At 34.2% G+C, this 22,221-nt stretch carries 27 protein-coding genes and 2 tRNA genes; 5 read left to right on the plus strand and 24 right to left on the minus strand.

Going from position 1 to position 22,221, the window contains the following annotated elements; translation table 11 throughout:
* Positions 1–264: 264 nt before the first annotated feature.
* The 11 genes from groL to HUE88_RS09685 all read right to left on the minus strand — a co-directional run bounded on the left by groL (position 265) and on the right by HUE88_RS09685 (position 9,679).
* Positions 265–1,899, minus strand: a complete 1,635-nt coding sequence (gene groL, locus HUE88_RS09635; RefSeq protein WP_194368506.1) for a chaperonin GroEL — start codon at positions 1,897–1,899, stop codon at positions 265–267.
* Positions 1,900–2,047: 148 nt separating this feature from the next.
* Positions 2,048–2,308, minus strand: coding sequence for a co-chaperone GroES (gene groES / locus HUE88_RS09640; protein WP_194368508.1), 261 nt, complete (start codon positions 2,306–2,308; stop codon positions 2,048–2,050).
* 63 nt (positions 2,309–2,371) lie between these two features.
* Positions 2,372–3,511 (minus strand): hypothetical protein, encoded by a 1,140-nt coding sequence (locus HUE88_RS09645; protein ID WP_194368509.1) that lies wholly within the window; start codon positions 3,509–3,511, stop codon positions 2,372–2,374.
* Positions 3,504–4,175 (minus strand): ABC transporter ATP-binding protein, encoded by a 672-nt coding sequence (locus HUE88_RS09650; RefSeq protein WP_194368510.1) that lies wholly within the window; start codon positions 4,173–4,175, stop codon positions 3,504–3,506. Before HUE88_RS09650 ends, HUE88_RS09645 begins: the two co-directional genes overlap by 8 nt.
* Entirely contained in the window at positions 4,172–5,383 is a 1,212-nt protein-coding gene (locus HUE88_RS09655) for an FtsX-like permease family protein (RefSeq protein WP_194368511.1), read from the minus strand. Before HUE88_RS09655 ends, HUE88_RS09650 begins: the two co-directional genes overlap by 4 nt.
* Positions 5,376–6,596 carry an ABC transporter permease gene (locus HUE88_RS09660; protein WP_194368512.1) on the minus strand — a complete coding sequence of 407 codons (1,221 nt, stop codon included), beginning with the start codon at positions 6,594–6,596 and terminating at the stop codon, positions 5,376–5,378. Before HUE88_RS09660 ends, HUE88_RS09655 begins: the two co-directional genes overlap by 8 nt.
* A complete protein-coding gene (locus tag HUE88_RS09665; protein WP_194368513.1) occupies positions 6,596–7,324 on the minus strand; it encodes an outer membrane lipoprotein-sorting protein in 729 nt (242 codons plus the stop codon). Before HUE88_RS09665 ends, HUE88_RS09660 begins: the two co-directional genes overlap by 1 nt.
* A gap of 6 nt (positions 7,325–7,330) precedes the next feature.
* Entirely contained in the window at positions 7,331–8,011 is a 681-nt protein-coding gene (locus tag HUE88_RS09670; protein ID WP_194368514.1) for a DUF799 domain-containing protein, read from the minus strand.
* A 5-nt stretch (positions 8,012–8,016) separates the two neighbouring features.
* Positions 8,017–8,397 (minus strand): DUF4810 domain-containing protein, encoded by a 381-nt coding sequence (locus HUE88_RS09675; protein ID WP_229860063.1) that lies wholly within the window; start codon positions 8,395–8,397, stop codon positions 8,017–8,019.
* Entirely contained in the window at positions 8,397–8,696 is a 300-nt protein-coding gene (locus HUE88_RS09680) for a hypothetical protein (RefSeq protein WP_194368516.1), read from the minus strand. The genes HUE88_RS09675 and HUE88_RS09680 overlap by 1 nt, the downstream gene beginning before the upstream one ends.
* On the minus strand, positions 8,696–9,679 hold the full coding sequence (locus HUE88_RS09685; RefSeq protein ID WP_194368518.1) for a CsgG/HfaB family protein: 984 nt from the start codon (positions 9,677–9,679) through the stop codon (positions 8,696–8,698). Before HUE88_RS09685 ends, HUE88_RS09680 begins: the two co-directional genes overlap by 1 nt.
* Before the next feature lie 153 nt (positions 9,680–9,832).
* Here HUE88_RS09685 and HUE88_RS09690 point away from each other — a divergent pair.
* Both HUE88_RS09690 and HUE88_RS09695 read left to right on the plus strand, forming a co-directional pair.
* Positions 9,833–9,909 (plus strand) — tRNA-Met (locus HUE88_RS09690).
* Positions 9,910–9,932: 23 nt separating this feature from the next.
* Positions 9,933–10,007 (plus strand) — tRNA-Asn (locus HUE88_RS09695).
* 81 nt (positions 10,008–10,088) lie between these two features.
* On the opposite strand, the gene HUE88_RS09700 is transcribed toward HUE88_RS09695, so the two are convergent.
* The 8 genes from HUE88_RS09700 to HUE88_RS09735 form a co-directional block, all read right to left on the minus strand.
* Entirely contained in the window at positions 10,089–11,153 is a 1,065-nt protein-coding gene (locus tag HUE88_RS09700; RefSeq protein WP_194368520.1) for a site-specific integrase, read from the minus strand.
* On the minus strand, positions 11,095–11,415 hold the full coding sequence (locus HUE88_RS09705; RefSeq protein ID WP_194368522.1) for a helix-turn-helix domain-containing protein: 321 nt from the start codon (positions 11,413–11,415) through the stop codon (positions 11,095–11,097). Before HUE88_RS09705 ends, HUE88_RS09700 begins: the two co-directional genes overlap by 59 nt.
* Before the next feature lie 10 nt (positions 11,416–11,425).
* Entirely contained in the window at positions 11,426–12,739 is a 1,314-nt protein-coding gene (locus tag HUE88_RS09710) for a hypothetical protein (protein ID WP_194368525.1), read from the minus strand.
* Positions 12,740–13,027: 288 nt separating this feature from the next.
* Complete coding sequence (locus HUE88_RS09715) at positions 13,028–13,288, minus strand: hypothetical protein (protein WP_194368527.1); 261 nt, start codon at positions 13,286–13,288, stop codon at positions 13,028–13,030.
* 135 nt (positions 13,289–13,423) lie between these two features.
* Positions 13,424–14,518, minus strand: coding sequence for a hypothetical protein (locus HUE88_RS09720; protein WP_194368529.1), 1,095 nt, complete (start codon positions 14,516–14,518; stop codon positions 13,424–13,426).
* A gap of 27 nt (positions 14,519–14,545) precedes the next feature.
* Positions 14,546–15,094 (minus strand): hypothetical protein, encoded by a 549-nt coding sequence (locus HUE88_RS09725; RefSeq protein ID WP_194368531.1) that lies wholly within the window; start codon positions 15,092–15,094, stop codon positions 14,546–14,548.
* Between the two features lie 4 nt (positions 15,095–15,098).
* Positions 15,099–16,034, minus strand: a complete 936-nt coding sequence (locus tag HUE88_RS09730) for a hypothetical protein (protein ID WP_194368534.1) — start codon at positions 16,032–16,034, stop codon at positions 15,099–15,101.
* 52 nt (positions 16,035–16,086) lie between these two features.
* The gene (locus HUE88_RS09735) at positions 16,087–16,425 is read right to left on the minus strand and encodes a GrlR family regulatory protein (RefSeq protein WP_194368536.1); all 339 of its coding nucleotides are present in this window, start codon (positions 16,423–16,425) and stop codon (positions 16,087–16,089) included.
* Between the two features lie 148 nt (positions 16,426–16,573).
* Here HUE88_RS09735 and HUE88_RS09740 point away from each other — a divergent pair, with 148 nt between their 5' ends.
* The 3 genes from HUE88_RS09740 to HUE88_RS09750 all read left to right on the plus strand — a co-directional run bounded on the left by HUE88_RS09740 (position 16,574) and on the right by HUE88_RS09750 (position 18,397).
* On the plus strand, positions 16,574–16,846 hold the full coding sequence (locus HUE88_RS09740; protein WP_194368538.1) for a hypothetical protein: 273 nt from the start codon (positions 16,574–16,576) through the stop codon (positions 16,844–16,846).
* A gap of 594 nt (positions 16,847–17,440) precedes the next feature.
* Entirely contained in the window at positions 17,441–17,659 is a 219-nt protein-coding gene (locus HUE88_RS09745) for a cold-shock protein (RefSeq protein ID WP_194368540.1), read from the plus strand.
* Positions 17,660–17,809: 150 nt separating this feature from the next.
* Entirely contained in the window at positions 17,810–18,397 is a 588-nt protein-coding gene (locus HUE88_RS09750; RefSeq protein ID WP_194368542.1) for a rhodanese-like domain-containing protein, read from the plus strand.
* Between the two features lie 5 nt (positions 18,398–18,402).
* Here the strand turns inward: HUE88_RS09750 and HUE88_RS09755 are convergent, their stop codons facing one another.
* Genes HUE88_RS09755 through HUE88_RS09775 form a run of 5 tightly spaced genes read right to left on the minus strand, consistent with a single transcriptional unit; the run spans position 18,403 to position 22,092 of the window.
* A complete protein-coding gene (locus HUE88_RS09755) occupies positions 18,403–18,900 on the minus strand; it encodes a cytochrome P460 family protein (protein ID WP_194368544.1) in 498 nt (165 codons plus the stop codon).
* 19 nt (positions 18,901–18,919) lie between these two features.
* Positions 18,920–19,546, minus strand: coding sequence for a GDSL-type esterase/lipase family protein (locus HUE88_RS09760; RefSeq protein WP_194368546.1), 627 nt, complete (start codon positions 19,544–19,546; stop codon positions 18,920–18,922).
* A gap of 19 nt (positions 19,547–19,565) precedes the next feature.
* Positions 19,566–20,009, minus strand: a complete 444-nt coding sequence (locus HUE88_RS09765) for a hypothetical protein (RefSeq protein WP_194368548.1) — start codon at positions 20,007–20,009, stop codon at positions 19,566–19,568.
* A 49-nt stretch (positions 20,010–20,058) separates the two neighbouring features.
* Positions 20,059–20,784, minus strand: coding sequence for a tRNA pseudouridine(65) synthase TruC (truC, locus tag HUE88_RS09770; RefSeq protein ID WP_194368550.1), 726 nt, complete (start codon positions 20,782–20,784; stop codon positions 20,059–20,061).
* 6 nt (positions 20,785–20,790) lie between these two features.
* Positions 20,791–22,092, minus strand: a complete 1,302-nt coding sequence (locus tag HUE88_RS09775) for a DEAD/DEAH box helicase (RefSeq protein ID WP_194368552.1) — start codon at positions 22,090–22,092, stop codon at positions 20,791–20,793.
* Positions 22,093–22,221: the final 129 nt, after the last annotated feature.

Here is a 22,221-nt window from a genome sequence, read left to right on the forward strand (position 1 = left end):
TTTAAAAGTTGCAAAAAAGCGATAAACGACAAGAAATTGTCGTTGTAGTTTAGTCCTCGTCGGTCACTGCGTGACATCGACTGTGGTTCCGCTATTTGTCCTTCGCGAGCTGGTTCTCACTTCGTTCAAACATCAGCTCTTGATTCGAAAGCGATAAACGACAAGAAATTGTCGTTATAGTTTAGTCCTCGTCGGTCACTGCGTGACATCGACTGTGGTTCCGACCCTAAAAACGAGAAGAAATTCTCGTTTTCTTTACGGGTCTCACATCATACCTGGCATTCCCATTTGTGGAGGCATTCCGCCGTTTGTATCTGCTTGGGTCTCTTCTGGAATATCATAAATAGCAGCTTCCGTAGTTAAAAGAAGACTTGAAACTGAAGTAGCATTTATAAGAGCAACACGAGCAACTTTTAGAGGGTCAATAATCCCTGCTTCAAACATATCAACATACTCACCAGTTGCAGCATTGAAACCTATGTTCTCATTCTCTGCACCCTCTACGGCATTAACAACAACACCTGTATCGTAACCTGCATTTTGAGCTATTTGTTTCATTGGAGCTTTTACAGCACGAAGGATAATCTCACAACCAATTTTTTGATCACCTGTTAAATCAAGCTTAACTTTTGCTGCAGCACGAACTAATGCAGCTCCGCCACCTATGATAATACCCTCTTCAACAGCAGCTTTTGTTGCAGAAAGTGCATCGTCAACACGGTCTTTTTTCTCTTTCATTTCAGTTTCAGTTGCAGCACCAACTTTAATAACAGCTACGCCGCCACTGAGTTTTGCTAAACGCTCTTGAAGTTTCTCTTTATCATACTCAGAAGTTGTAGCGTCAAGCTGAACTTTAATTTCAGCTATTCTTGATTTAACAGCCTCTTCAGTTCCTGCACCATTTACGATAACTGTATTGTCTTTGTCTATAATAACACGAGATGCCTGACCTAGAAGTTGAATAGTAGCACTCTCTAGTTTGTGTCCTGTCTCTTCAGCTATTACAACACCGCCTGTAAGAGTTGCAATATCTTGAAGCATTGCTTTTCTTCTGTCGCCAAAACCTGGAGCTTTAACAGCAGAGATATTTAAAACACCACGAAGCTTGTTTACAACTAACGTTGAAAGTGCTTCACCCTCTACATCTTCAGCGATGATTAAAAGTGGACGAGAAGTTTTTTGAACCTGCTCTAAAACTGGAAGCAAATCTTTAAGTGAATTGATTTTGCTATCACAAAGTAGTACCCAAGGATTTTCAATCTCAGCTATCATCTTTTCAGTATTTGTTATAAAGTATGGACTTAAATAACCACGGTCAAACTGCATACCTTCAACTACTTCTAATTCATCAGAGATACCTTTAGCCTCTTCAACAGTGATTACACCATCTTGACCAACTCTATCCATTGCTTCAGCTATCATATCGCCGATTGCACTGTCAGAATTAGCAGAAATAGTTGCAACCTGTGCAATATCTTTTTTTCCATTTACAGTTTTAGATGCTGCTTTTAGGTGTTTAAGAATCTCTTCACAAGCTTTGTCCATACCACGTTTTACTTCAATAGGATTAGCTCCGGCAGTAATATTTCTAAGACCTTCAGAAAAAATTGCATTTGCTAAAACAGTTGCGGTTGTAGTACCATCACCAGCTTCATCAGCAGTATTTGACGCCACTTGTTTTACAAGTTGAGCACCCATGTCTTCAAGTTTATCTTTAAGTTCAATCTCGCGAGCAACTGAAACACCATCTTTAGTGATTATTGGTGCACCGTAACTCTTTTGAATCAAAACATTACGACCACGAGGCCCCATTGTCACCTTTACTGCGTCTGTTAATTTTGCAACACCACGAGCCAATGCATTACGTGCGTTATCTGAAAAAATTATTTCTTTTGCCATTTAATTATTCCTTAATTTTATTTTATAAAATGAAGGGAACCCTTCATTGATTTATAACGGTATCGGAAGCAATTCCGCTACCTACGCTACCGCTTTGGTTTCTTCGGCAGAAGACCCAATATAGTAGTATCTTTTTTAATTTACTTAATTAACCAATTATTCCAAAAATATCTTCTAAATTTAAAACTAAAAACTTATCTGCGCCAAGTGAAACTTCGCTTCCTGCATATTTAGCAAATAAAACAAGATCTCCACACGCTAAGTTAGTAACTTCTTTGCTAACTGCTACAACTTCACCACGAGATGGTTTCTCTTGTGCGTTATCAGGAATAATAATTCCACTCATTGTAGTATTTGCTTCTTCTACTCTTTTTACTAAGACTCTCTCGCCTAATGGTTGAAAATTCATATACATCCTTATATACTTTTTATAAGTGGAATTTTACTTAAATTTTAGTTAATTACCGGTAAATTAGAATGAAAGTGAATAATTAAAATAGTAACTGTTGTGGTTCGCTCCAAATTCGCTATTACTAGCTCCGTTTTGAATTAAAGCACCTATTTTAAATGAGTTGAAATCGTTTAGAGTATATGTAAGACTCGGCGAAATAAAACGTGAGTTTTTCTCATTGAAACTCTCAACATAAGTTAGCGAGGCATCCATGAAAAGTGTAAAACTGTATGCCAGAGAAGTTCCAATGTAAAAGTTTGAATATAGCAAAGTTGAGAGAGCCTCGGAATCAATATTTAGCAAAATTTCTTCATAACTGAATTTTTTAGAACTATATAGAGCTTCAACCACAAGAGTCACCCCATTTTCAAAGCCATAATCTGCCCCGATAATCCCCTCAAACAGCTCCTCTTCCCTCTCTTTTAAGTCTACATGTAGAAGTTTGTTTTTCATATAAGCACCCTCACTTCTAACCTCAACACCCGTATCACCCAAATTTGCCTCTATCTCATAACCTGCCATCTTAATCTTATCGGAGCTAATTAGATTAACCGCTACATCCCCGAACCCTAAAAATGCTTTATATCTTGCCAGATATTTAAGGCTATTATCCTCTTTTTGGCTGATAACAAAGCTTACATGTGACATGTCGCTTATGTGCCTTGTATAGGAGAGTGCCGCCACACCAAAAACCTCATCAGGTTCAAGAGCATACGAGTTTTTAGGGTTAAACAGATTTGTAGGTGTCCATATTCGCCCTACTCCCATAGATATATTTTGCAGACCGACTACCACTCTGTTTTTATTATCTTCATAGCCGCCATACAACCTGTACACCTTTGCATAAAGTGAACCCTCATTTGTCTTTGTTTTAAGCGGAGTATCTGATTTAACATGCTTTATATATTCAAATGTGTTGGAGTTAATAAACTCATCTCCAAGGTAGTTAACCCCATCAGCAATGAGAGTACTAAAAAAGCCACTCTCTATATAATCACCTCGAAACCGCAACCTGTTATAGTTGTACATGTAGGTTTCATCTTCATTTGCAAATATAGAGCCCTGAGAGATTGTAAAGTTACTATTGCTAATCTTATACTCAAAATCTGCGTATGCTACATGTAGCAGCAAAACTACAATTAACAAAAGTTTTTTAGCCATCTACAATCGCACCATCATTTAGTTTTATAACTCGTCGCACTCTCTCGAGTATAAGCTCATCATGTGAGGCAAAAAGTATGCTCACACCCTCTTTTTCATTAAGCTCTTTCATCATATCCATAAGTTTTTGCGAGTTTTTAGAGTCAAGGTTTGCGGTCGGCTCATCTGCCAAAATAATCTTAGGTTTTGCTGCCACCGCCCTAGCAACTGCAACTCTTTGTTGTTGTCCTCCGCTTAGTGCATTTGGAAGTGATTTAAGCTTATTATCTATCTCTAACATTGTGGCAACTTCGATTACTCTTCTTTTTATCTCCTCATCGCTGAAACCGCGAAGCTTCATAACAAAACCTATATTTTGCTCAACATTTAGAACCGGCACTAGATTGTACGCTTGAAACACGAAACCGAGTTCATTTAGTCTTAGTGTTGTTCTATCTTCTTCATTAAGTGAACCTATCTCTTTGTCATCAAGATATATCTCTCCACTATCAATACTGTCAAGAGCCCCTATTGCATTTAAAAGTGTTGTTTTTCCACAACCTGACGGACCACTAAAAAGAGTAAACTCCCCATCTTCTATAGTTAGGTTTATATCACTAAGTGCATGAACTTCTCTCTCTTCACCCTTATAAAAATACTTATTTACATTTTGCAGTTTAATCATATCTGAGCCTTTATAACTTCGATTGGATTTAGTTTTTTTATTTTTCTCAGCGGAATAAGTACACTTAAGAGTGATGCTGCTATTATCGCCCCAAAGGTTGTAGTGAAATATGAGAGTTTTATTGTTCCGAGTATTACCGCTTCATAACCCCACATCTCTAAAGCATCCGAAAAAGAGCTTAAGTCCAGTCCGTAATCTCTTAAATAGATAAGCAATATTGCGCCTAAAAAAGCACCTCCCAAATACCCAAGAAGTCCGACCACTATAGCCTCTAAAAATATCTGCAGTCGTATATATTTGTAATGCATCCCTATCCCCATCATAATGCCAAACTCACGAATCCTGTCTAAGACAGATACATACATAACACCAAAAATCCCGATAAATACAACACTCATGACAATTGAAAAAGTTATGGAGTTAAATATAACCATCATATCCTCCATCTGTTTTATCATCGGTTGGAGTTCTAAAAAACTTTTAACATCCAAGTGTGAATATTTTTCTTTTAAAGTGCCGTAGAGTTTTTTATTTTTACTTTTAACAGAAATCTGAGTAGCCTCTTTTGAAGTTGTTCCTAAAAATTTATAGAGTTGCTTTATATCTATGAAAATACCGCTACTGTCAATTGAAATATTTGTTGTCTGAACAATCGCTCTAACATAAAGTGCTATGTAATTTATCTCCCCAGAGCTATCTTGCGTTGAGAAGATGACTTTTGAACCAATACTGACTTTTAATATTTTTGCCAGCTCTATTCCTATCACTGCGCCACGTTTTTGCAGATTAATATTGCCCTCTTTTAAAAACTCACTAAACGCTCCGAATTTCTCCTCTTCTTCCAAATCTATGCCTATAACAGAGGCAAAGGATGATTTTCTGGCCGTTGAGAGAAGCCCATCTGCTCTAAGCCTAAGAACTACCGCCTCAACACCATCTATCTTTTGAATATCCTCTTTTATCTTATCTGCATTTTCAACTCTGTATTTTATATCTTTTTCGATTCTGTAATCTTTTGCATAGATGCTTACATCTCCGCTCTCGCTTCTTTTGTTCTTATCTATCATGCTGACAACCATTCCGTCATAGAGACCTTGAATACCAAGCATCATACTCATGCTGATGGCAATCATAATTATTACAAGAAGCGTTCTAGCCGGTCTCAAAAATGAGTTTTTCCAAGCCATTTTAAGGATTAGTTTATACATGTCTTGTCGCCTCAATCGGTTCAAATGAGTTTATGTACATGTAGGGGTATAAAATGCTCAAAAAGTTAAGTATATATATGACTCCTATATTCCAAGATATAGTAAACATATTGAAGTCAAACGGTATCTCATCTGAAACTATCCCGTAATCCTTGTACATCTCGGCAATCCCCTCGATAACAACAGGGTTTAATTCAAAATAGTAGCAGATATAACCAGCTATGGGTACGGCTAGGATGATGGCAACGCTGGAAAGTATTAATATCTCATAAAAGAGCAATAAAAATATATTTGATTTTGATAACCCTATGCATCTAAGAACCCCAAACTCTTTTATGCGCGAACTAACATTTACAAAGCCGTAAATCATAATCACAAAAAATATTACGACAAGAAAAAGTGACAAAGAGATATACCCAAAGACACTGTCAACTTCCATAGCCTCAACCATTGTCTTCATAAGAGTTTTCCATGTAAGAGACTCAAGGTTTTCATCATTTAAAACATTTAATATCTCACTGTTTACAGCATCTATATCATCAAGATTTTTCAACTTAATTGTTATATATGAAGCTTTGTTCTGCGCATACATAAGCTTGTCAAAATAGCTTCTGGCTATAAAAGAAGAACTCCCGTCAAACTCAAATGAACCTGTTTTAAAAACCCCGCAGAGTTTAAAGATATCTGCAGCAAAGGAATCATCACTTGCACCCCCGATAAAGCTAACTTCATCACCTACATGTAGGCGAAGTTTTTTAACCAACTCTGTACCCATATATAGACAGTTTCCTGAGTTTTCACTCAAAAACTCACCCTCTCTTAGAGCTGAGTATAATGAACTTAAGACTATCTCTTTTGATGGTTCCACACCCCCTATCATAGAAGCTGCCGAGTACTCTTTGCTTGATAGCAGACCGTAAGTCTCATATCTCGTACTAAATATCTCAATGGCCTCTATTTTTGAGAGTTTGTCGGTGATGTTTTTGGCATCTTGTATAAGATACTCATTACCACCGATATCTCGATAATCTTTATGGTATATCTCAATTGCACCAGTATATATTTTAAGTGAGTTTTCAAGCATAGAGTTGTGGGAGCCATCTTGCCATGATACAAAGACTACAAAAAGCATAGCAGATACAAAAGTCAAAACGGCTGTCGTTATGGAACGACCCTTGTAAAAAATAATATTTTTGAGCGCTAAGTTAAACATTACCTAGAGAATCTCTTCAACGCACTTTTTTTAAAATACTGCTCAGAAATATCCATATCATATTTTACATTATCAAGAGTTATCTCTGTATAGTTGTCTGTTTTATCTACTGATTGAACGCGCCAATATGTAGGGAGATAATACTCTCCATACTTTTTAATATCCTTATAAATAAATACTCTTACTTCTTCTATATTCTCATCATAAAATATATCTTTTTTAGAGGTATAGGTTGAAGTGTCTATCTGAGATACAATCTTTCCCCATACTACTGCAGCATCTTCTTTTGGTATAAGTTCCATAGTCACGATATTGCCATCTTTTTTAATTATCTTAGGGTTATAATCATCTACAATAGAGCTTTGCTTAACCATATCATCGTTAGTTATATCGCTTCCCATCCACTTTTGAAGCATCATGGATGGTGGAATTTTTATAGTTCTCTCTATTTTAGGAACATACTGCCACATCTGATTGTCAAGACTTAAAAAAGTAATCCCTTTGTCTTTTGGCGGATACAAAACTTTAACAAAACTTTTTTTACTACCCTGCGACCAAGTCTCCATCTGCATATTTCTCTCATGTAATAAAGAGACCACTTTCATGTTTATTTTCATATAAATATTTTTACCGCGAATATTATTGTCAACCTTTTGCATAATCTCATGTGCTTCATCAGCAACTAACAAAATAGCAAAAGCAAAGAATAGTAAAAATGTTTTTTTCATTCTGTCTTACCTATATCCTCTCTGGTTGCCCAACTCAACACCTTGATCTTTTAGATACATTTCATGATATGGTCCAACAGGTATCGTAGAAAGCAATCTATAGTTTGCGACATGTGCATACTTAACATAATCTGCGGAAGCGGTATTTACAGCTGCAATCACTACCTTTGCGATTAGGCCTGCAAGTCCATTTCCTGTATCTCCTCCGCCTAGGTCAACTGTTACTGTTCCAGTATGTTTCCATAATTGCTGTGATGTTTTTGTTGATACAATTTCTGCTTCAATGCTAACTGTCAGGCTTGAAGCAAGCACCATATATGAGACATCCCATTTTTTTATACGTGTATATAAAACTGCATCAGCACCAAAATATTCATAGAACTTGCCAAGAGGCATCTTGTAAAGTTCCTCTGTATCATAAACTCCCTCTTGCTTCATAATATCGCTAACCATTTCTACTGGAAATACATAATATCCTGAGAGAGCCAAAGGAACCTCAACGGTTGTCATATAATAGTCTTTTGCCTGAGCATCACTACTTTCATTCATTGGAGGAAGCGCTAAAATAGAGCGCGGTAACTCCTCATACATATTCGGATATGCATTCGCCTTTGTTATCTGTTTTTGTGCACAACCTGAAATCAACAATGTGATTAAAACAAATATTGCCATCTTAAAAAATTTCATGCTACTCATTTTAATTTACCCTCCACAAGTTCGACTTTTTTAATCATACGGTCCATAAAACGTGCTGATTCAGGGTAAACTGACTTCTCTTTTTTAAAATTTGAAATTGCTCCATTGGGATTGCCGCTCTTTAGATACATGTAGCCTAAATTGGCATACATCCCTGGAGGTACACGGCCAGATATACTCTCACCGGCTTTTTCTATTGCTTGTTCCATAGACTGCTGAAGCTTCAATGTTGATTCATCGCTCATATTTTTTTTGTTTGCATAATAGCTGTCGCTGTAGTCCCCATAATTGTAAAGAACTTTTGGCTGAGCACAACCAACCATGCTAAAAGCTACAGCTATTGAAAACAATACTTTTATCTTATTTGAGATTCTCATTACTCTATTCCAATCTCTTTGGCAATGTTGTCACCAACATATATTTCACGATTAACAATAAGATTGCCATCTCTATATATCCGCACGGTGTGTTTGCCCGGTTTTATCTTGTATTGATTATCTCTACCAGATTTCACTATAAAGCCTTTTGAATCATCCACAAATACTGTTACCCCTGAAGTATCACCAGAAAAATACAAAAATGATTTTTTATCACCCGCTGAAACGCCCTCTTTGTAGCCACATCCCGAAAAATACAAGCTTAACAACAGTACAAGACTAATTAAAAAATATCGCATTATTTATCCTTTTTAACTTCAATATAAAGTCCCGAGAACTCTTTTTTTACAGTATATTCATTCAGATTGCCACTCGTTACGGTTGCCAATGAAACTTCTGTATCTGGAGTGTCACCAATAGTATTTATAATTTCAATTGTTGCTATGTTTTTTCCTGGAAGTGTAACCATTGTGTTTGTCTGAGGATTTTTGATTTTTTTGCCCTCTTTGATTACATTAAAATTATCTCCGACTTTAATATTTTGACTTTTCCCGCCGGAAGTTATTAGGTTACCATCTTCATACCCAAGAATATACCCGCGCCATGGTTTGTCTAACATGTTCTCTATAATGTTGGATGCCAAGTTTGAGATAGCAGCATCTATAGCCTTGTCATTTAACTGACCATCGTATGCACTCTTTGCACCAACACCCATTATACTTCCGGCTTCACTATATGCGCTTCCTTTTCCTTCCTCGGAATAGATAATTTGTCCAGTACTAACATCTACAATACGGATATGAACTTTGGCAAAAGCTTCTTGTTTTTTTACTCTGCTGAAAATGCCGACATCACTCACCTCTTTTCTGCCAAATTCAGTAATAGAGCCTAAAATGAGATAATCAGCAGAATTTTTTAATGAAGAAGATCCCTCCATTTCAAGCTCTTTTTGAATTTTCGATAAATCTGCACGTTCAAGCATAATAAATTTACCTGTTTCAAAAAGCTTTGAAGATAAAATATCCATAGCCTGCTTTCCTATACGATCGTTATTTTCATCAATAAAAAAACTTTGTCCATACCTCGTTTCATTCGAAAAGCGCCCTATGGCTACTTTTCTCTTTAAACCACTTGGCTCATCCGCTTTTTTCTCCTTAATACTCTTGCTAACCTCAGGTATCTCACTAGTGGGTGTTTCATGTGTTTTTGTATGTTGCATAGTTGCACAGCCAGTGAATATAAGCGTTAGACCAAAGAAAATAAACAGTTTTTTGAAAGTCATATAAACTCCTTTTAAAATAATTATATAAACATAATATAATAATTAAACTTAAATCACACATGACATCTCACTTCATAATAAAAAACTATAGTTATCAACCAATAAAAGGAAAGTAAAAGCTTTGGATGGTTATAATTCCATCCTCTTAAAGATGTCAGGGTAGCTCAGCTGGTTAGAGCACTGGTCTCATAAGCCGGGGGTCGGGGGTTCGAGTCCCCCCTCTGACACCATTTTTTAAGAGAACTTTTTACATTCCGGATTAGCTCAGCGGTAGAGTAGGTGACTGTTAATCACTTGGTCACTGGTTCGAATCCAGTATCCGGAGCCATTACTTTTTAAACCCCTAAATACCGTACTTTCCAACTGAATTATTTACTTACTGTGCCCATAATGTGCCCAAACGTTCCCACTATATATTTCCTAAAAAAGAAGCTCTTGTAATATTCTCTCTTTTTCTATATTTAGCATACATTTGCAGAGTCATTGAAGCATCAGCGTGACCAAGCATATTACTAACCCAAAGTATATCTTCACTATTTTCTATCATTACAGTAGCAAACGTGTGTCTCATCTGATATATTGTTCTATATTCAATGTTACATTCCTTGAGTAAGTTCTTCCACTTTGAATCTCTAATGCGTTTGATGTCATAATAATGTTCATCATACTTATTTAAAAATACATAGCTTTTATGTTTTGAAGTCAAGTTATACTGCTCTTGTAGATATGGAAGTAAATTGTCTAATATGTCTATAGTTCTGATTGAGTTCTTAGTCTTAGGAGTAGATATCTCTCCCATCTTAATAGCTCTCTTAATATGAATCTCTTTGTTTAGCAAATCCACATCATCCCATTTTAGACCTATCATCTCTCCACTTCTTAAACCAGTAAAGAAACCAAGAGCAGTAAAAGCTTTCATCTCATCTTTTGCAGTTGAGATAATTAACTTCATTTCCTCTAATGAGAATGACTTAACATCTATCTTGTCTAGCTTAGGAGTTTTAATTCTAGATATTGGATTTTTATCTATTATCTCATCTCTCATAGCATCTTCAAATATAGTGTTAAATGTAGCTCTTATGTTTCTTACTCGTCTAGGCTTTAAAGTATCAAGTAACTTGTTCTGCCATAGCTGTATATCTGAGGGTTTTATAATATTTAATCTTTTATTACCAAATGTCGGATAGATATGAAGTCTAAGAGAAGTCTCATAGTCATAGGTAGTTGTAGGCTTTCTCGTTTTAGAGTGAAGCTCTAAACTAATCTTTGCATATTCATTAACAGTTGGTATTTTAGATTTTTCAGTTTCAAAGAACTTTCCTGAGTTTAGCTTATAGATAAGCTCAGGAATTATATTGTTAGTAGCAAGTTTACGGTTAGCCTTAGTATCATCAAGATTTAGAGTTCTTTTATATCTAGTTGATTGATGATAAAACGTTATCCACAATTTGCCGTTGCGATTGAACAGTTTCATTGGATTCCTTTTCGACCATCCAAGAATCTATTGCAACTCTATCAAACAGTATTTTACCACTCTTTTTAAAAAAGTGTATGCCCTCTATAAAATACTCATCTTTTAACTTATAGATTCTATCGTTTGAATAACTGAGATATTCAGCCAACTCACGTACACTTAACCATCTTTTTGTGAAGCTGTTCTCTAGATTAGAATTTAGCTTTTGGATTAACTCAAACATTTTAGGAAGTAGTTTTAAACTTTCAAATTCTATGTTCATCGCCCTACTCCTAAAACGGCATCTTAAAGAGTCCACGCTTAGTAAGCTCATCAAGTAGTTCATGATATTTAGTCAGTAGTTCATCATATTGAGAATCGTTTGGCATAACGCCTTGCATCTCTTTTGAGAGTCTCTTTTCAAACGCAATCAGTCCATCATTAGAGTATGTTTTTAAATCCTCTTCAAATGTCTGTTTCTCTTTTACATAGACATCATGTACTTTTATGATGTCTTTTCTTAGTTGGTAAGTTTCTTTTGCATCTTGGAGTAGCTCATAAAAATATAAAAGAGTTGGAGAGTTATCATGAATTAAAAGTCTCATTATTTGTCTCTTGATTGGTTTACGAGCATCTTCAAGAGAGTATCTGTAAGATATCTTTTCAATCTTCTCCATAGGCGTAGTTATCTGCATAAACTCTTTATTATCATAGTGAGTTGAGATATATTCCCATACTGGTAGTATCTCTGCTCTGTTACGATTGGATGAATTAATTTGAGCATCTGTAAGTGATGATATATTTATGAGTTTTATAAACTTACATCCAAGCTCAAACAAGCTCTGTGAACGATTCAATGCGTCTTCTATAGTATCTATCCCATACTCTTTTAAAAACTCTCTGTGCATCTCAAACTCAACGTTAAATATAGGTTTGTTTATATCCAATCCATTAACTCCAAAGTAGTTATGCATAATCTCTTTTTTTATCTCTGATGCATTTTCTAGTTCTTTTAGTTTGTTGTAGATTCTAAGCAAAAAAGGTTTTTTACCAACATAGTACGTCTCTAACTCATATCCAGTTGAACGCTCCCCAATATTTGCAGAGTGATTTTTCTTTTTAGATAGTATCATCTCTTTTTTTAGATAGTTGAAATTATGTTGCAGGAACATATTTACATCTATCCTTGTTACTGGAAAATAGTTAGGTTTTAATAGAGCACCTTTTAACAGTTGAGTGTTTATGTATTCAACAAGTGACTTTAAACCCAATGTATATATTCCAATGGCATTTAATTGAACTCTGATGTTGTGAATGTTCTGAGCTTTTTCTGAGTCTTTAAATCCAACTCTAAAGAATTCATGGTTAAACCATAAAAAGCCATCTCTACCCATTCCACTATATTTTACATCTATGTTGTTGATAGTAATGATTATGTCATTATCTGCATAAGCATAGTTAAGAGCTGTGAATTCTGTTTTTTTATCTTCTATTTGCTCTATGATATTTTCATAAAACGCATCATATTTGCCACCGCTTTGAGCGAAATAATACAGAGCATCTGTACCGCTGATATGAGGTATATTTTTTATCTTATTATTTTCCATTGTATATTTCCTATCAAGTGCCTTGCACTCTTACTTTGAAGAACATTTGTATATATTCTTTATGACTTACGTCAGGGGGTGTTACTAGAACCCCCTTTGCAATTAGAATTGATATATTTTAGGCATAGCTATAGCCTTGTAGTTTTATCAATCAACAGTATTCTTAGTGTTTGTGTGATTGGTAACGGCTTTTAATCTCTGTCTCTAGATGCTCAGGCGCTTCTAGCCGACATAGATTACAGCTCGTTACAAACTCAGACTCTTTCAAAGACTCTGAGCTTTATTGTGTTAGATTCCGAAGAAAGTTATGTTTTGTCCAAAGTATCCAACATCTACTTCAATAGTTTTACCTATTGAGTCTTTGTGTTTTAGAAATACTTCATCTTTGACACTTATGTCGATAAGCTCTTGCTTTACAGAACCATTTTTAGTTGGCTTTTTTATTAAAAGCTGTAGCTTTGAGCGTGAAGGAGTTGTTGCTCCAGTCTCTTTGTTTGTGTACTCGTCTGTTTTGAATGTGTTCAGTAACACAGCACTTAGTTTTAACATTTTTTTGTCTCCTATGACATTTGTTTTTGGAGACTAGCTAGTCATTTTTGGTTATTCGTAATTACAAGGCGTAGTTTATAGGAATGCCATTTTTTTTGTCAGTTATTAACGGGGAGATAAGGAAGTTTGTAAAGTTTAACTTTTACTTAAAGATTTTAAAGCGTTTGTAAATGACTTTAAGAAGTGTTCTGTAAATTCTATTTCTTCTTCGGAACGGTTTATTTTCAATCTTTTATCAGTAAACTCATGGAGTCTAAATCCATTAAAAATTGACCGTTCTCTTATTGGTTGTTTAGCTTTTTCTAATGGAACTATAGGTTCTTTTATATGTCTTAAACTTGGAAATAAATAATATGAAGATAATCTAGCCACTTCTAAAGCTTTCTCTATTGGTACACTTTGATGTGATGAATGCTTATATATGCCAATTACATATGCGTACCAGCTATTATAAATATCAGCTTTTGATATGTACATATCACTGTTAACATATGGTTTCATTTTGCCAATTGCATTTATTTCAAAATGTTTGTCTTCATGTTTTGAAATTTCTGCACAATAATGTATGCTTCTCGCCATCATTCTAGTATTATCACAATATTCTTTTACAACTTCCATTTGAAGTTCGGACTCTTTGCTATCAATACTTGGGTGCATCATATCAACTTCAAATTTAGGTTTTAAAAATTTAACTCTATCATTTACGGTTTTTCCACGATTAGTAGCTATATCAATATTTTTATCACCACTCTTTGCTTTCTCTATTGCTACACGAGTTTCAAAGAGTTCATAATGTTGCCAACCGAAATGAGATAAATTTATATATGAAGAAAGATATTTTTCGTCATCAATTACAGTCACTTGGTCATATTTCAACATATCATATATATAATAAATCAAATCTAAATGTAGTTTGTCTTCTATATCATTACTAGTTGATAATTCTTCTATCATCTCATCATAAGTATTGTGCCAAACTTCAATAGCTTCCTCTTCATTAATAAAACCACGAGTGTGTATATTGTGTTTTTTTCGTTGATGTATAGATTGAAATATCTTTTCCATATAACTTTGCAACAGATAAAATGGCATGGTGGGGTGAAGGTTGTGTATAGTAGTTTTAAGTGCAACTAGGATTAAAGCATCCCAATTTTTCTTTGGAAGAGTTAGAGCGATAGTCTTAAAAAAGTCAGTTGTTAATTTTTGATTAACATCTAATAGTTCATACAAAAGCGTTATAGGTCTTATTAATAATGACTATATTTCATTGGACAATAAAATATCAATTCGTTTTAGAACCATTAAAAATGACATACTAAACATTGTTATCAGATAAATAACAATAAGAGAAACTATTCCATTTAATGTAATTTTATATTGAAGAATATCAAATAATTCCATATCTTTATGATCTATAAAAATAACAAAGAACAGTAAACTAATTACAATTCCAACAGAAAGGAGTACGGTAAAAGATATATTAGTGAATGTCTCTTTAAGTAATTTAACTTTAAGTCTTCTTGTTTCTGTAGATTGATCATTTTCTTTAACTGTTTTACTTATAATGTCGAACAAAATAAACAGCATATTGAATAATAATGCAGAAAAAATTGAGAATGCTGTTAGAAAAATATTTGAATTCTCCTTGCCGAGAGAAAAACCACTATACAACACCAAAATACTAATAATCAATGGAATTATTATAAAAACTGTAATATCTTTTTTTATAATTTTTCCACTTCTAGCATCAACAAAGGTCTTAAAATTATTTTTTACAATATCTAAAATATTCATTTTTACAAACATTTAATTAATCCCAAATCATATCAGATAAATTAGTAGATATACTTGCTGATACCAATCTTAAACTATCAATAGTTGGATGACCATTTGCACCAAGCACAACATCATTAGTAACATCGTAACTATGTCTAACTTTTCTTGCATTAACTAAATCAACCGTTTTTGTTTTGCCATCTCTACGTAGTTCCACCTTAACATTATCATAGTTAACTGTAGGAGCTCCTACAAGAGTAGATAATTGAGTAATCATAGTTGGATAATCACTTGGGTCAGTTGTGGAAAATAAATCACTTACTGGTCTTTGTAATTGTTGGGCAAAGGTTCTGTTCCTTTTAATAGCAACACTAAATTCAGCGTCATATGCATGTATATTATCTTGACTATACATATCCGCTATATCTGAGTATGTACTTTTAATAAATCTTATACGCTTTACTTCACTAGTTGCGAAGTAACTCCCTATTATCTCTGGAAACACTAAAGGGTCTATATGTAACATGTACTTATCTCGTGGAAATATAGTATTAATATGTTCCTGTAAATAAGTTTCTAGTATCGTACGAATACCAAAAATTTTAAATCTTTGTAAAAAAAGCAATGCATTCTCACTACCAGTGCCAGTTTGTAGGTAAAAATAAAAGGGTAATAATTCTGCTTCTTGAATTGTACGCGTAGTAGAACTACTACTAACAGTATGATGTAGTTCGCTTTCATAACCATATTCACCAACTTTAAAAATACCATCAATCGAATTTGTCATAATATTTTTAGAACCAGCCTTGATTGCTTTCTTCTCATCAACGTCTACATTTGCATTAACTAGAATTTCATCATGAAATGTCTCAAATATTGACACTAAAGAAAAAAGACCAGTATTTACATTTTCATACCGACGAATTTCGGTGTTAAAAAGCTTTATTATATATGGAGAAAGTGTAATCATAAATTATATATCCATTTTTTTAAAATTATTTGTTTCTAAAACTATCTTTATATTATGGTAATTCTGCTAGTTTTGTAAACTTAACCGCAATCTGACGAGATGTATCTTCCTGAAGGTGTCCAATTAGAATAGTGTTACCAAAACCATTACTTATATCCTGTTCTTGAAATAAAATTGTAATATTAGTTAATGGGTGAAAAATATTTGGAAGACTACTATTATGCTTATTAACATCAATTTTTGCTGTAAATTTATGATGCACACTACTATACTCACCTAAATAATAATAAGCACTATCCCCACCAAATATACGCCCTGTTTCAAACACTACAACACCAGAACCCGCATTTTGAACATTCTGAAACTCCACTAACCATAAACCCTCTATCATAAATAACACCTTTATTTAATATAAGTCATTATACAACAAATTTTAATTTAATATACTTTTTTCAAATAAAGATGTTAGTATCATACTAATAAAAGTGGACGTAGTCTTTTGTGTATTTAAAAATGTAGCAAAAAAAAGGAATTCCTAAATGATTGAAATCATAGAATATAATAAAGAACTTTTTTTTCTAAACATCAAGTTTAATGACAAAAAATATGATATAAAAGGTCTAACATCAATTAAAAAACTTTTCATTAAAGAGTCATATATAGATATTAAAAAAGTTAGAGTATATAATGAAGATAGAACGAGATTAACACCTACAGAAGTAACTGCTTTACAATTTCTCATCTATATGGATAACACACATGATGAAGCATATGATATTATAATTAAGCCATATTTAGCACATTGGATTTAACATTATATATCTTAAATTTTTGTGCCCAAACTGTGCCTAAGAATGACTAATTATAAAGAAGATGTAAGATTTTGATAGAGCTACAAAGTCCTTGTTTATAGTCTTTTGTAGTTTTTATTATGTTGATTTAGAATTTCCAGTATCCGGAGCCATACTTCTTATAACCCATTATACACGGACTCTCCAACTGATTTATTTACTTACTGTGTCCATATTGTGTCCACTATATTTCACCTAAAAAAGCTCTTTTAATATTCTCTCTTTTTCTGTATTTATCGTACATTTGCAGAGTCATTCGCCAATTCAAGTAGTAAGTGCAACACCTAGTTAAAATAAAAGAAAAAATTATCATCCCCTGAAAACGGCACTTTAGCAGTTGTTTTTGGAATACGCATAGACAAAAACACATATTTGTTGACATATTGTTTATTATTCAGATAGAATGTCGGCAATGAAAGATGATTTCAGTTACATCTTTAGATTGCTTTATATTGATGACTCCTAGTTAACAGTAAAATTCACCTAAAAAGAAACTTTATATTAGATTTTCAACCACCATAGAAATATGGTGTATTAAAACACAAAGGATTTACAATGGCAGCATTAGTAGATGGTACAGTTAAATGGTTCAATAGTGACAAAGGTTTCGGATTTATAGAGCAAGCAAATGGTGGTAAAGATGTATTCGTACACTTCCGTCAAATTAACAACACTGGTCACGGTCGTGTTTCACTAAACGAAGGTCAACAAGTTACTTTCGAAATTGGTGAAGGCGAAAAAGGCCCTCAAGCAGAAAACGTTACAGGTCTGTAATCTTTCTTCTTTGAGCGGTTTTTCCGCTCAAAACAACATAAACATCACTTCTTAAAACCCCTAAAAAAATCAACTTTAAAACTACTTTTTTTTTATATGAAATAATTTAGCATATTAAGCTACAATTTTATTTTACTAAAGGAAATAATAATGAAAACAACAAAACATGCTCTTTTTTTATCTCTATTTTTTCTATATTCTGTTGGTTTACACGCACAATCAGATTCACAAAACGTAGAATACTTAGGTTTATTTACTCCAGAACAAACAACCTTTATAGTCGGTAGTGGTGCTAATGCTCTTGAAATAAAAAGAACAATGACATCCTGCGGAAAGAACAAAGGGTTTTTTCAACCATATGTTCCAGCTAAGGGTATAAACCCCGTTACTGAAGCAGAGATGTTAAATGCGCTAAATGACAAAGAAGCGGTTATTGTCGATATGCGTATGGAAAATTGGTATGAAGATGAAACTATACCAACAGCTATCAACATACCTTATTCGGAGATAGAAGTTCGACTAGATGAATTAGGATGTAAGCAAAAAGGGGATAATTGGGACTGCTCCAAAGCTATGAAAGTATATGGTTTTTGCAATGGCCCGGTATGTGCACAATCGCCTACTGGAATGAGGGCTATGATTAGAAATGGTTTCCCTGCGGAAAAAATTTATTATTACCGTGGAGGGATGCTTGACTGGGCCGCACTTGGATTAACTACAGTTAAAGGTAAATTTTAACTAAGTTACTTAGGAAACTTTGCCGGATGAGTATAAACCCAGTCCATATTTTCAACAGGGGTATGACATGATATGCACACTTGCATCCCTTTTTCAAAAGGTTTCTGTTCCAACCCAACCCATCTCGCCCAGCCCCAACCATAACTTTCTTTAAATTTTTCAGAATTCTTAAACATAAACTCTGCGTGTACAAATTCATCTGGCACAGTTGCGCTCTTCCAATCTTTGAGCTCAGTATCTTTCCATACAACTTTTCCAAGAATCGCACCATTTGGCCATGGATTTGTTTTACCGCTTCTTGCAGCTTCAACTGCAATGTTGTTGCCTAAAATTACACGAGAAGTATTATTGTCAGTCCTGTGAGACACAGCTATAGTTGACCAGTTTTGCCAACCCATTGGATAGTCAATTCCATGTGATGAAGCTACTTTTTTGTCTGTAGCATAACTGTTTGTTGCAACTGCAATAAGTATTATAGAAATAAATTTGGATGATACCTTCATTGTTTACCTTTTTTTGTGATTAAATCAATTTATTACTTTTGAGAATCTTTATTAAAGAATCGGCTATCATCTCGTAGCCCTTTTCATTTGGATGTATGTTATCACTTTTCAAAGATGCTTTTGATTCAATGTAAGAGATCATATTCTCTTCATACATAACACCTGTTTGTTCAGCTACATCATTATACACTGAAAGTGTTTTAAATCCTAGCAGACCAAAGTCAGCTACTCCAACCAATAAAACCTCAGAACCACTCTCTTTAATAAGATTTATCATTTTCAGTAGATTCATCTTAAGTTGCTCATGTGAACGTTTTCGTAAAATATCATTACCTCCATGACAAAGAATCACTAAATTAGGTTTTAGCTTTAAAAGAGAAGGGAGGCGAAGTAAACCCTCTGACGACTCTTCGCCGGAAACACCGGCATTTATTACATGTAAGCCTGTTTTATTCTCTAATTGCGATGGGTAACTGAACTTTTTATCCACACCATAACCATATGTGAGGCTGTCTCCAAATGCAATGACAACAGCATCATCTTTTAATGTCTGATAAGATATGTTATTTGCACTCTCTTTAAAAACTATTGATATTGATAAAGAAATTAGAATTACTAAGGTTGCAAGAAATTTAATTTTACTCATTTTTATAATAGTTTAACTCCTAAACTATAAACATCCATTTTGCAATGATAACTATAAAAAATCCTAAGACTAAAACTAGTTTATGAAAGTGCTTCTGCATAAAAGCAGGTTTTTTTCGTCCTGTAAATTTTGTAAAAAGGTTATAAAGTACACCGGCGACAATAATTGACGCTAAAGCTATTTTAATAACAAACAGCTTTTGTAAGTCTGTCTCAAAAAAACCTGCATTCGAGTTTATGTATTTTGACATCATCATACCTCCCGTTAAAACAAGGAACAATAGGGTTATAGGAAATATTTTAAAACTTTTTGCACCTAATGTGTCGTTTATCCTTTTGTCTGTATCAGCTCTAAATTTATTTTTTAAAGCTGAAATAATTGCTACATCAGTGAATACATATCCTAAAAAAATAATTGCTAAAATCAGATGTATTATATTTGCGTATGGGTAGATTGCTTCCACGAAGACTCCTGAGTAAATTTAGAATGATTATACATCAATAGTATAAAGCTTATATAAGTATTTCACTCCATCCAAAAGAGTTAAATATAGATTTACATGTAGAGTCCAGCGGCGCTTTAATAGTTAAGAGTTCATTTGTGTACGGATGTTTTATTTTCAGCTCACTTGCATGAAGCAGAAGTCTATGACAATCATAGGTTTCTCGTATAAAAATGTTATGCTCGCCTCTTCCATACTTCGTATCTCCTAAAATATGATGAGAGATATGCTTCATGTGGCGGCGAAGCTGATGCTTTCTGCCTGTTTTAGGGAGAAGTTTTACAAGAGAGTAGCGAGTTTTGTCATATATGCCGACCGAAAACGGAACTTCAACAGTTGCTAATCTAATGTACTCTGTTTGTGCCTCTTGAGCTTCTTTATCTTTGTTGGCATTTTTATCTGCTATTTTGTCAAGTTTCTCCACTAAAGCGTGATCTATAAAACCGCTTTGTTCTGTATAGCCACGGACAACTGCTAAATAAGTTTTTTCAGTCTCTCTTTGTCTAAACTGCTCACTCATAAGTTTTGCACTCTCCTTATCAAGCGTAAAAAGCAAGACTCCGGAGGTTGGTTTGTCTAAACGGTGAACAGGATAGACATATTGACCTATCTGGTCACGAAGTTGCTGGATAGCAAATTCAGTCTCATGTCTGTCAATCGGAGAACGATGAACTAAAAGCCCTGATGGCTTGTTTATAGCCACCAAGTATTCATCTTTGTAAAGAATCTCTAACAAAATTTATTAATCACGCTTAGTTGTTTTTCTTTTTTTATTGGTTGTTTTTACAACTTTTGCAGTTTTTACTGATTTGGCAGTAACTTTTTGAGCAACTTTTTTAGTTGGTCTTTTTTTCTCTGCTTTTTTATGCTCACTCTTTAGCTTTATCTCATCTTCATCTTTTCTTCTTATTGTAGGGTCTGGCTCAAAACCCTCAACAGTCCCTTGAGGAATCTTTATCCCGATAAGTCTCTCTATCTCTTTTATATCATATTTCTCATAGATATCTATTAGTGATATTGCCTCACCGTCACGCCCCGCACGACCTGTACGCCCTACTCTGTGAATATAATCTTCAGGAACCGATGGCAGTTCGTAATTAATAACATAAGGTAGGTGTTCAATATCTAAACCACGTGAAGCGATATCAGTTGCCACAAGTACTTTAATATTCCCCTCTTTGAAATCGTTTAGTGTTTTAACGCGGTTAGCTTGTGTTTTGTCACCATGGATTACTCCGCACTTTAAGCCATCTTTTTTAAGCTCAAGAACAAGTTCATCCGCACTCGCTTTGGTTCTAGTAAATACTAAAACTTGTCTGAAATTTCTTGAACCAATTATATAAGCCAATAGTTCCGCTTTTCTCTCACGGTCTACTAGATAAACTTTTTGGTTAATCGTATCAACAGTTGAGTTCTTTTTAGATGCTTCTATAAATGCCGGTTTGGTTAAAAGAAGCTTTGATAGTTTTCTAACTTTTTCGCTATATGTTGCTGAAAAAAGAAGACTCTGATGTCTTTTTGGGAGCATTGGGTGTATTTTTCTTATCTCTTTTACAAACCCCATATCTAACATTCTATCTGCTTCATCTAGGACAAAAATTTCCACACCCTTAAGGCTTAATCCACCCTCTGCATGTTCGAGCATTCTCCCCGGAGTTGCTATAACAATGTCAACACCCTTTTTAAGGATTTTTTGCTGAGCCTCTATATCTTTTCCTCCAACTAAAAGAGCGATGCTAAGATCCATATACTTTGCAAAACTTTTCATATCTTCATGTATTTGAATTGATAGTTCACGAGTCGGAGATAGTATAACACCTCTTATCGCCCTATTTGCATCATTAGAGTTGGCACGAAGACGTTGAATCATCGGAAGCCCGAATGCAGCAGTTTTACCTGTTCCAGTCTGAGCTGTCGCGAACACATCGCTTTTAGCTAATACCAAAGGTATAGCTCTTGTTTGAACAGTAGTAGGATTTTTATAGCCTAAATCGTTTATCGCGCCAAGAAGTTGTTTCATAACGCCTAGTTTTTCGAATGACATGTATATCCCTCTTATTAAATCTCATAAAATATGAAATAGTCCATATTTTATTCAGCCACTAAAGCTTCACCTCTGGTGAGAGATTTTTATTTTTAATTAATGGAATTTTAACATATTATTAAAGATATA

It is taken from the genome of Candidatus Sulfurimonas baltica (assembly GCF_015265455.1).
Lineage (GTDB): Bacteria > Campylobacterota > Campylobacteria > Campylobacterales > Sulfurimonadaceae > Sulfurimonas > Sulfurimonas baltica.

Excerpts from the sequence above, each read along its gene's own strand:
- groL (WP_194368506.1), bottom strand. The coding sequence starts at position 1,899 with ATGGCAAAAGAAATAATTTTTTCAGATAACGCACGTAATGCATTGGCT.
- groES (WP_194368508.1), bottom strand. The coding sequence starts at position 2,308 with ATGAATTTTCAACCATTAGGCGAGAGAGTCTTAGTAAAAAGAGTAGAA.
- HUE88_RS09645 (WP_194368509.1), bottom strand. The coding sequence starts at position 3,511 with ATGGCTAAAAAACTTTTGTTAATTGTAGTTTTGCTGCTACATGTAGCA.
- HUE88_RS09650 (WP_194368510.1), bottom strand. The coding sequence starts at position 4,175 with ATGATTAAACTGCAAAATGTAAATAAGTATTTTTATAAGGGTGAAGAG.
- HUE88_RS09655 (WP_194368511.1), bottom strand. The coding sequence starts at position 5,383 with ATGTATAAACTAATCCTTAAAATGGCTTGGAAAAACTCATTTTTGAGA.
- HUE88_RS09660 (WP_194368512.1), bottom strand. The coding sequence starts at position 6,596 with ATGTTTAACTTAGCGCTCAAAAATATTATTTTTTACAAGGGTCGTTCC.
- HUE88_RS09665 (WP_194368513.1), bottom strand. The coding sequence starts at position 7,324 with ATGAAAAAAACATTTTTACTATTCTTTGCTTTTGCTATTTTGTTAGTT.
- HUE88_RS09670 (WP_194368514.1), bottom strand. The coding sequence starts at position 8,011 with ATGAAATTTTTTAAGATGGCAATATTTGTTTTAATCACATTGTTGATT.
- HUE88_RS09675 (WP_229860063.1), bottom strand. The coding sequence starts at position 8,397 with ATGAGAATCTCAAATAAGATAAAAGTATTGTTTTCAATAGCTGTAGCT.
- HUE88_RS09680 (WP_194368516.1), bottom strand. The coding sequence starts at position 8,696 with ATGCGATATTTTTTAATTAGTCTTGTACTGTTGTTAAGCTTGTATTTT.
- HUE88_RS09685 (WP_194368518.1), bottom strand. The coding sequence starts at position 9,679 with ATGACTTTCAAAAAACTGTTTATTTTCTTTGGTCTAACGCTTATATTC.
- HUE88_RS09700 (WP_194368520.1), bottom strand. The coding sequence starts at position 11,153 with ATGAAACTGTTCAATCGCAACGGCAAATTGTGGATAACGTTTTATCAT.
- HUE88_RS09705 (WP_194368522.1), bottom strand. The coding sequence starts at position 11,415 with ATGAACATAGAATTTGAAAGTTTAAAACTACTTCCTAAAATGTTTGAG.
- HUE88_RS09710 (WP_194368525.1), bottom strand. The coding sequence starts at position 12,739 with ATGGAAAATAATAAGATAAAAAATATACCTCATATCAGCGGTACAGAT.
- HUE88_RS09715 (WP_194368527.1), bottom strand. The coding sequence starts at position 13,288 with ATGTTAAAACTAAGTGCTGTGTTACTGAACACATTCAAAACAGACGAG.
- HUE88_RS09725 (WP_194368531.1), bottom strand. The coding sequence starts at position 15,094 with ATGTTTGTAAAAATGAATATTTTAGATATTGTAAAAAATAATTTTAAG.
- HUE88_RS09730 (WP_194368534.1), bottom strand. The coding sequence starts at position 16,034 with ATGATTACACTTTCTCCATATATAATAAAGCTTTTTAACACCGAAATT.
- HUE88_RS09735 (WP_194368536.1), bottom strand. The coding sequence starts at position 16,425 with ATGATAGAGGGTTTATGGTTAGTGGAGTTTCAGAATGTTCAAAATGCG.
- HUE88_RS09740 (WP_194368538.1), top strand. The coding sequence starts at position 16,574 with ATGATTGAAATCATAGAATATAATAAAGAACTTTTTTTTCTAAACATC.
- HUE88_RS09745 (WP_194368540.1), top strand. The coding sequence starts at position 17,441 with ATGGCAGCATTAGTAGATGGTACAGTTAAATGGTTCAATAGTGACAAA.
- HUE88_RS09750 (WP_194368542.1), top strand. The coding sequence starts at position 17,810 with ATGAAAACAACAAAACATGCTCTTTTTTTATCTCTATTTTTTCTATAT.
- HUE88_RS09755 (WP_194368544.1), bottom strand. The coding sequence starts at position 18,900 with ATGAAGGTATCATCCAAATTTATTTCTATAATACTTATTGCAGTTGCA.
- HUE88_RS09760 (WP_194368546.1), bottom strand. The coding sequence starts at position 19,546 with ATGAGTAAAATTAAATTTCTTGCAACCTTAGTAATTCTAATTTCTTTA.
- HUE88_RS09775 (WP_194368552.1), bottom strand. The coding sequence starts at position 22,092 with ATGTCATTCGAAAAACTAGGCGTTATGAAACAACTTCTTGGCGCGATA.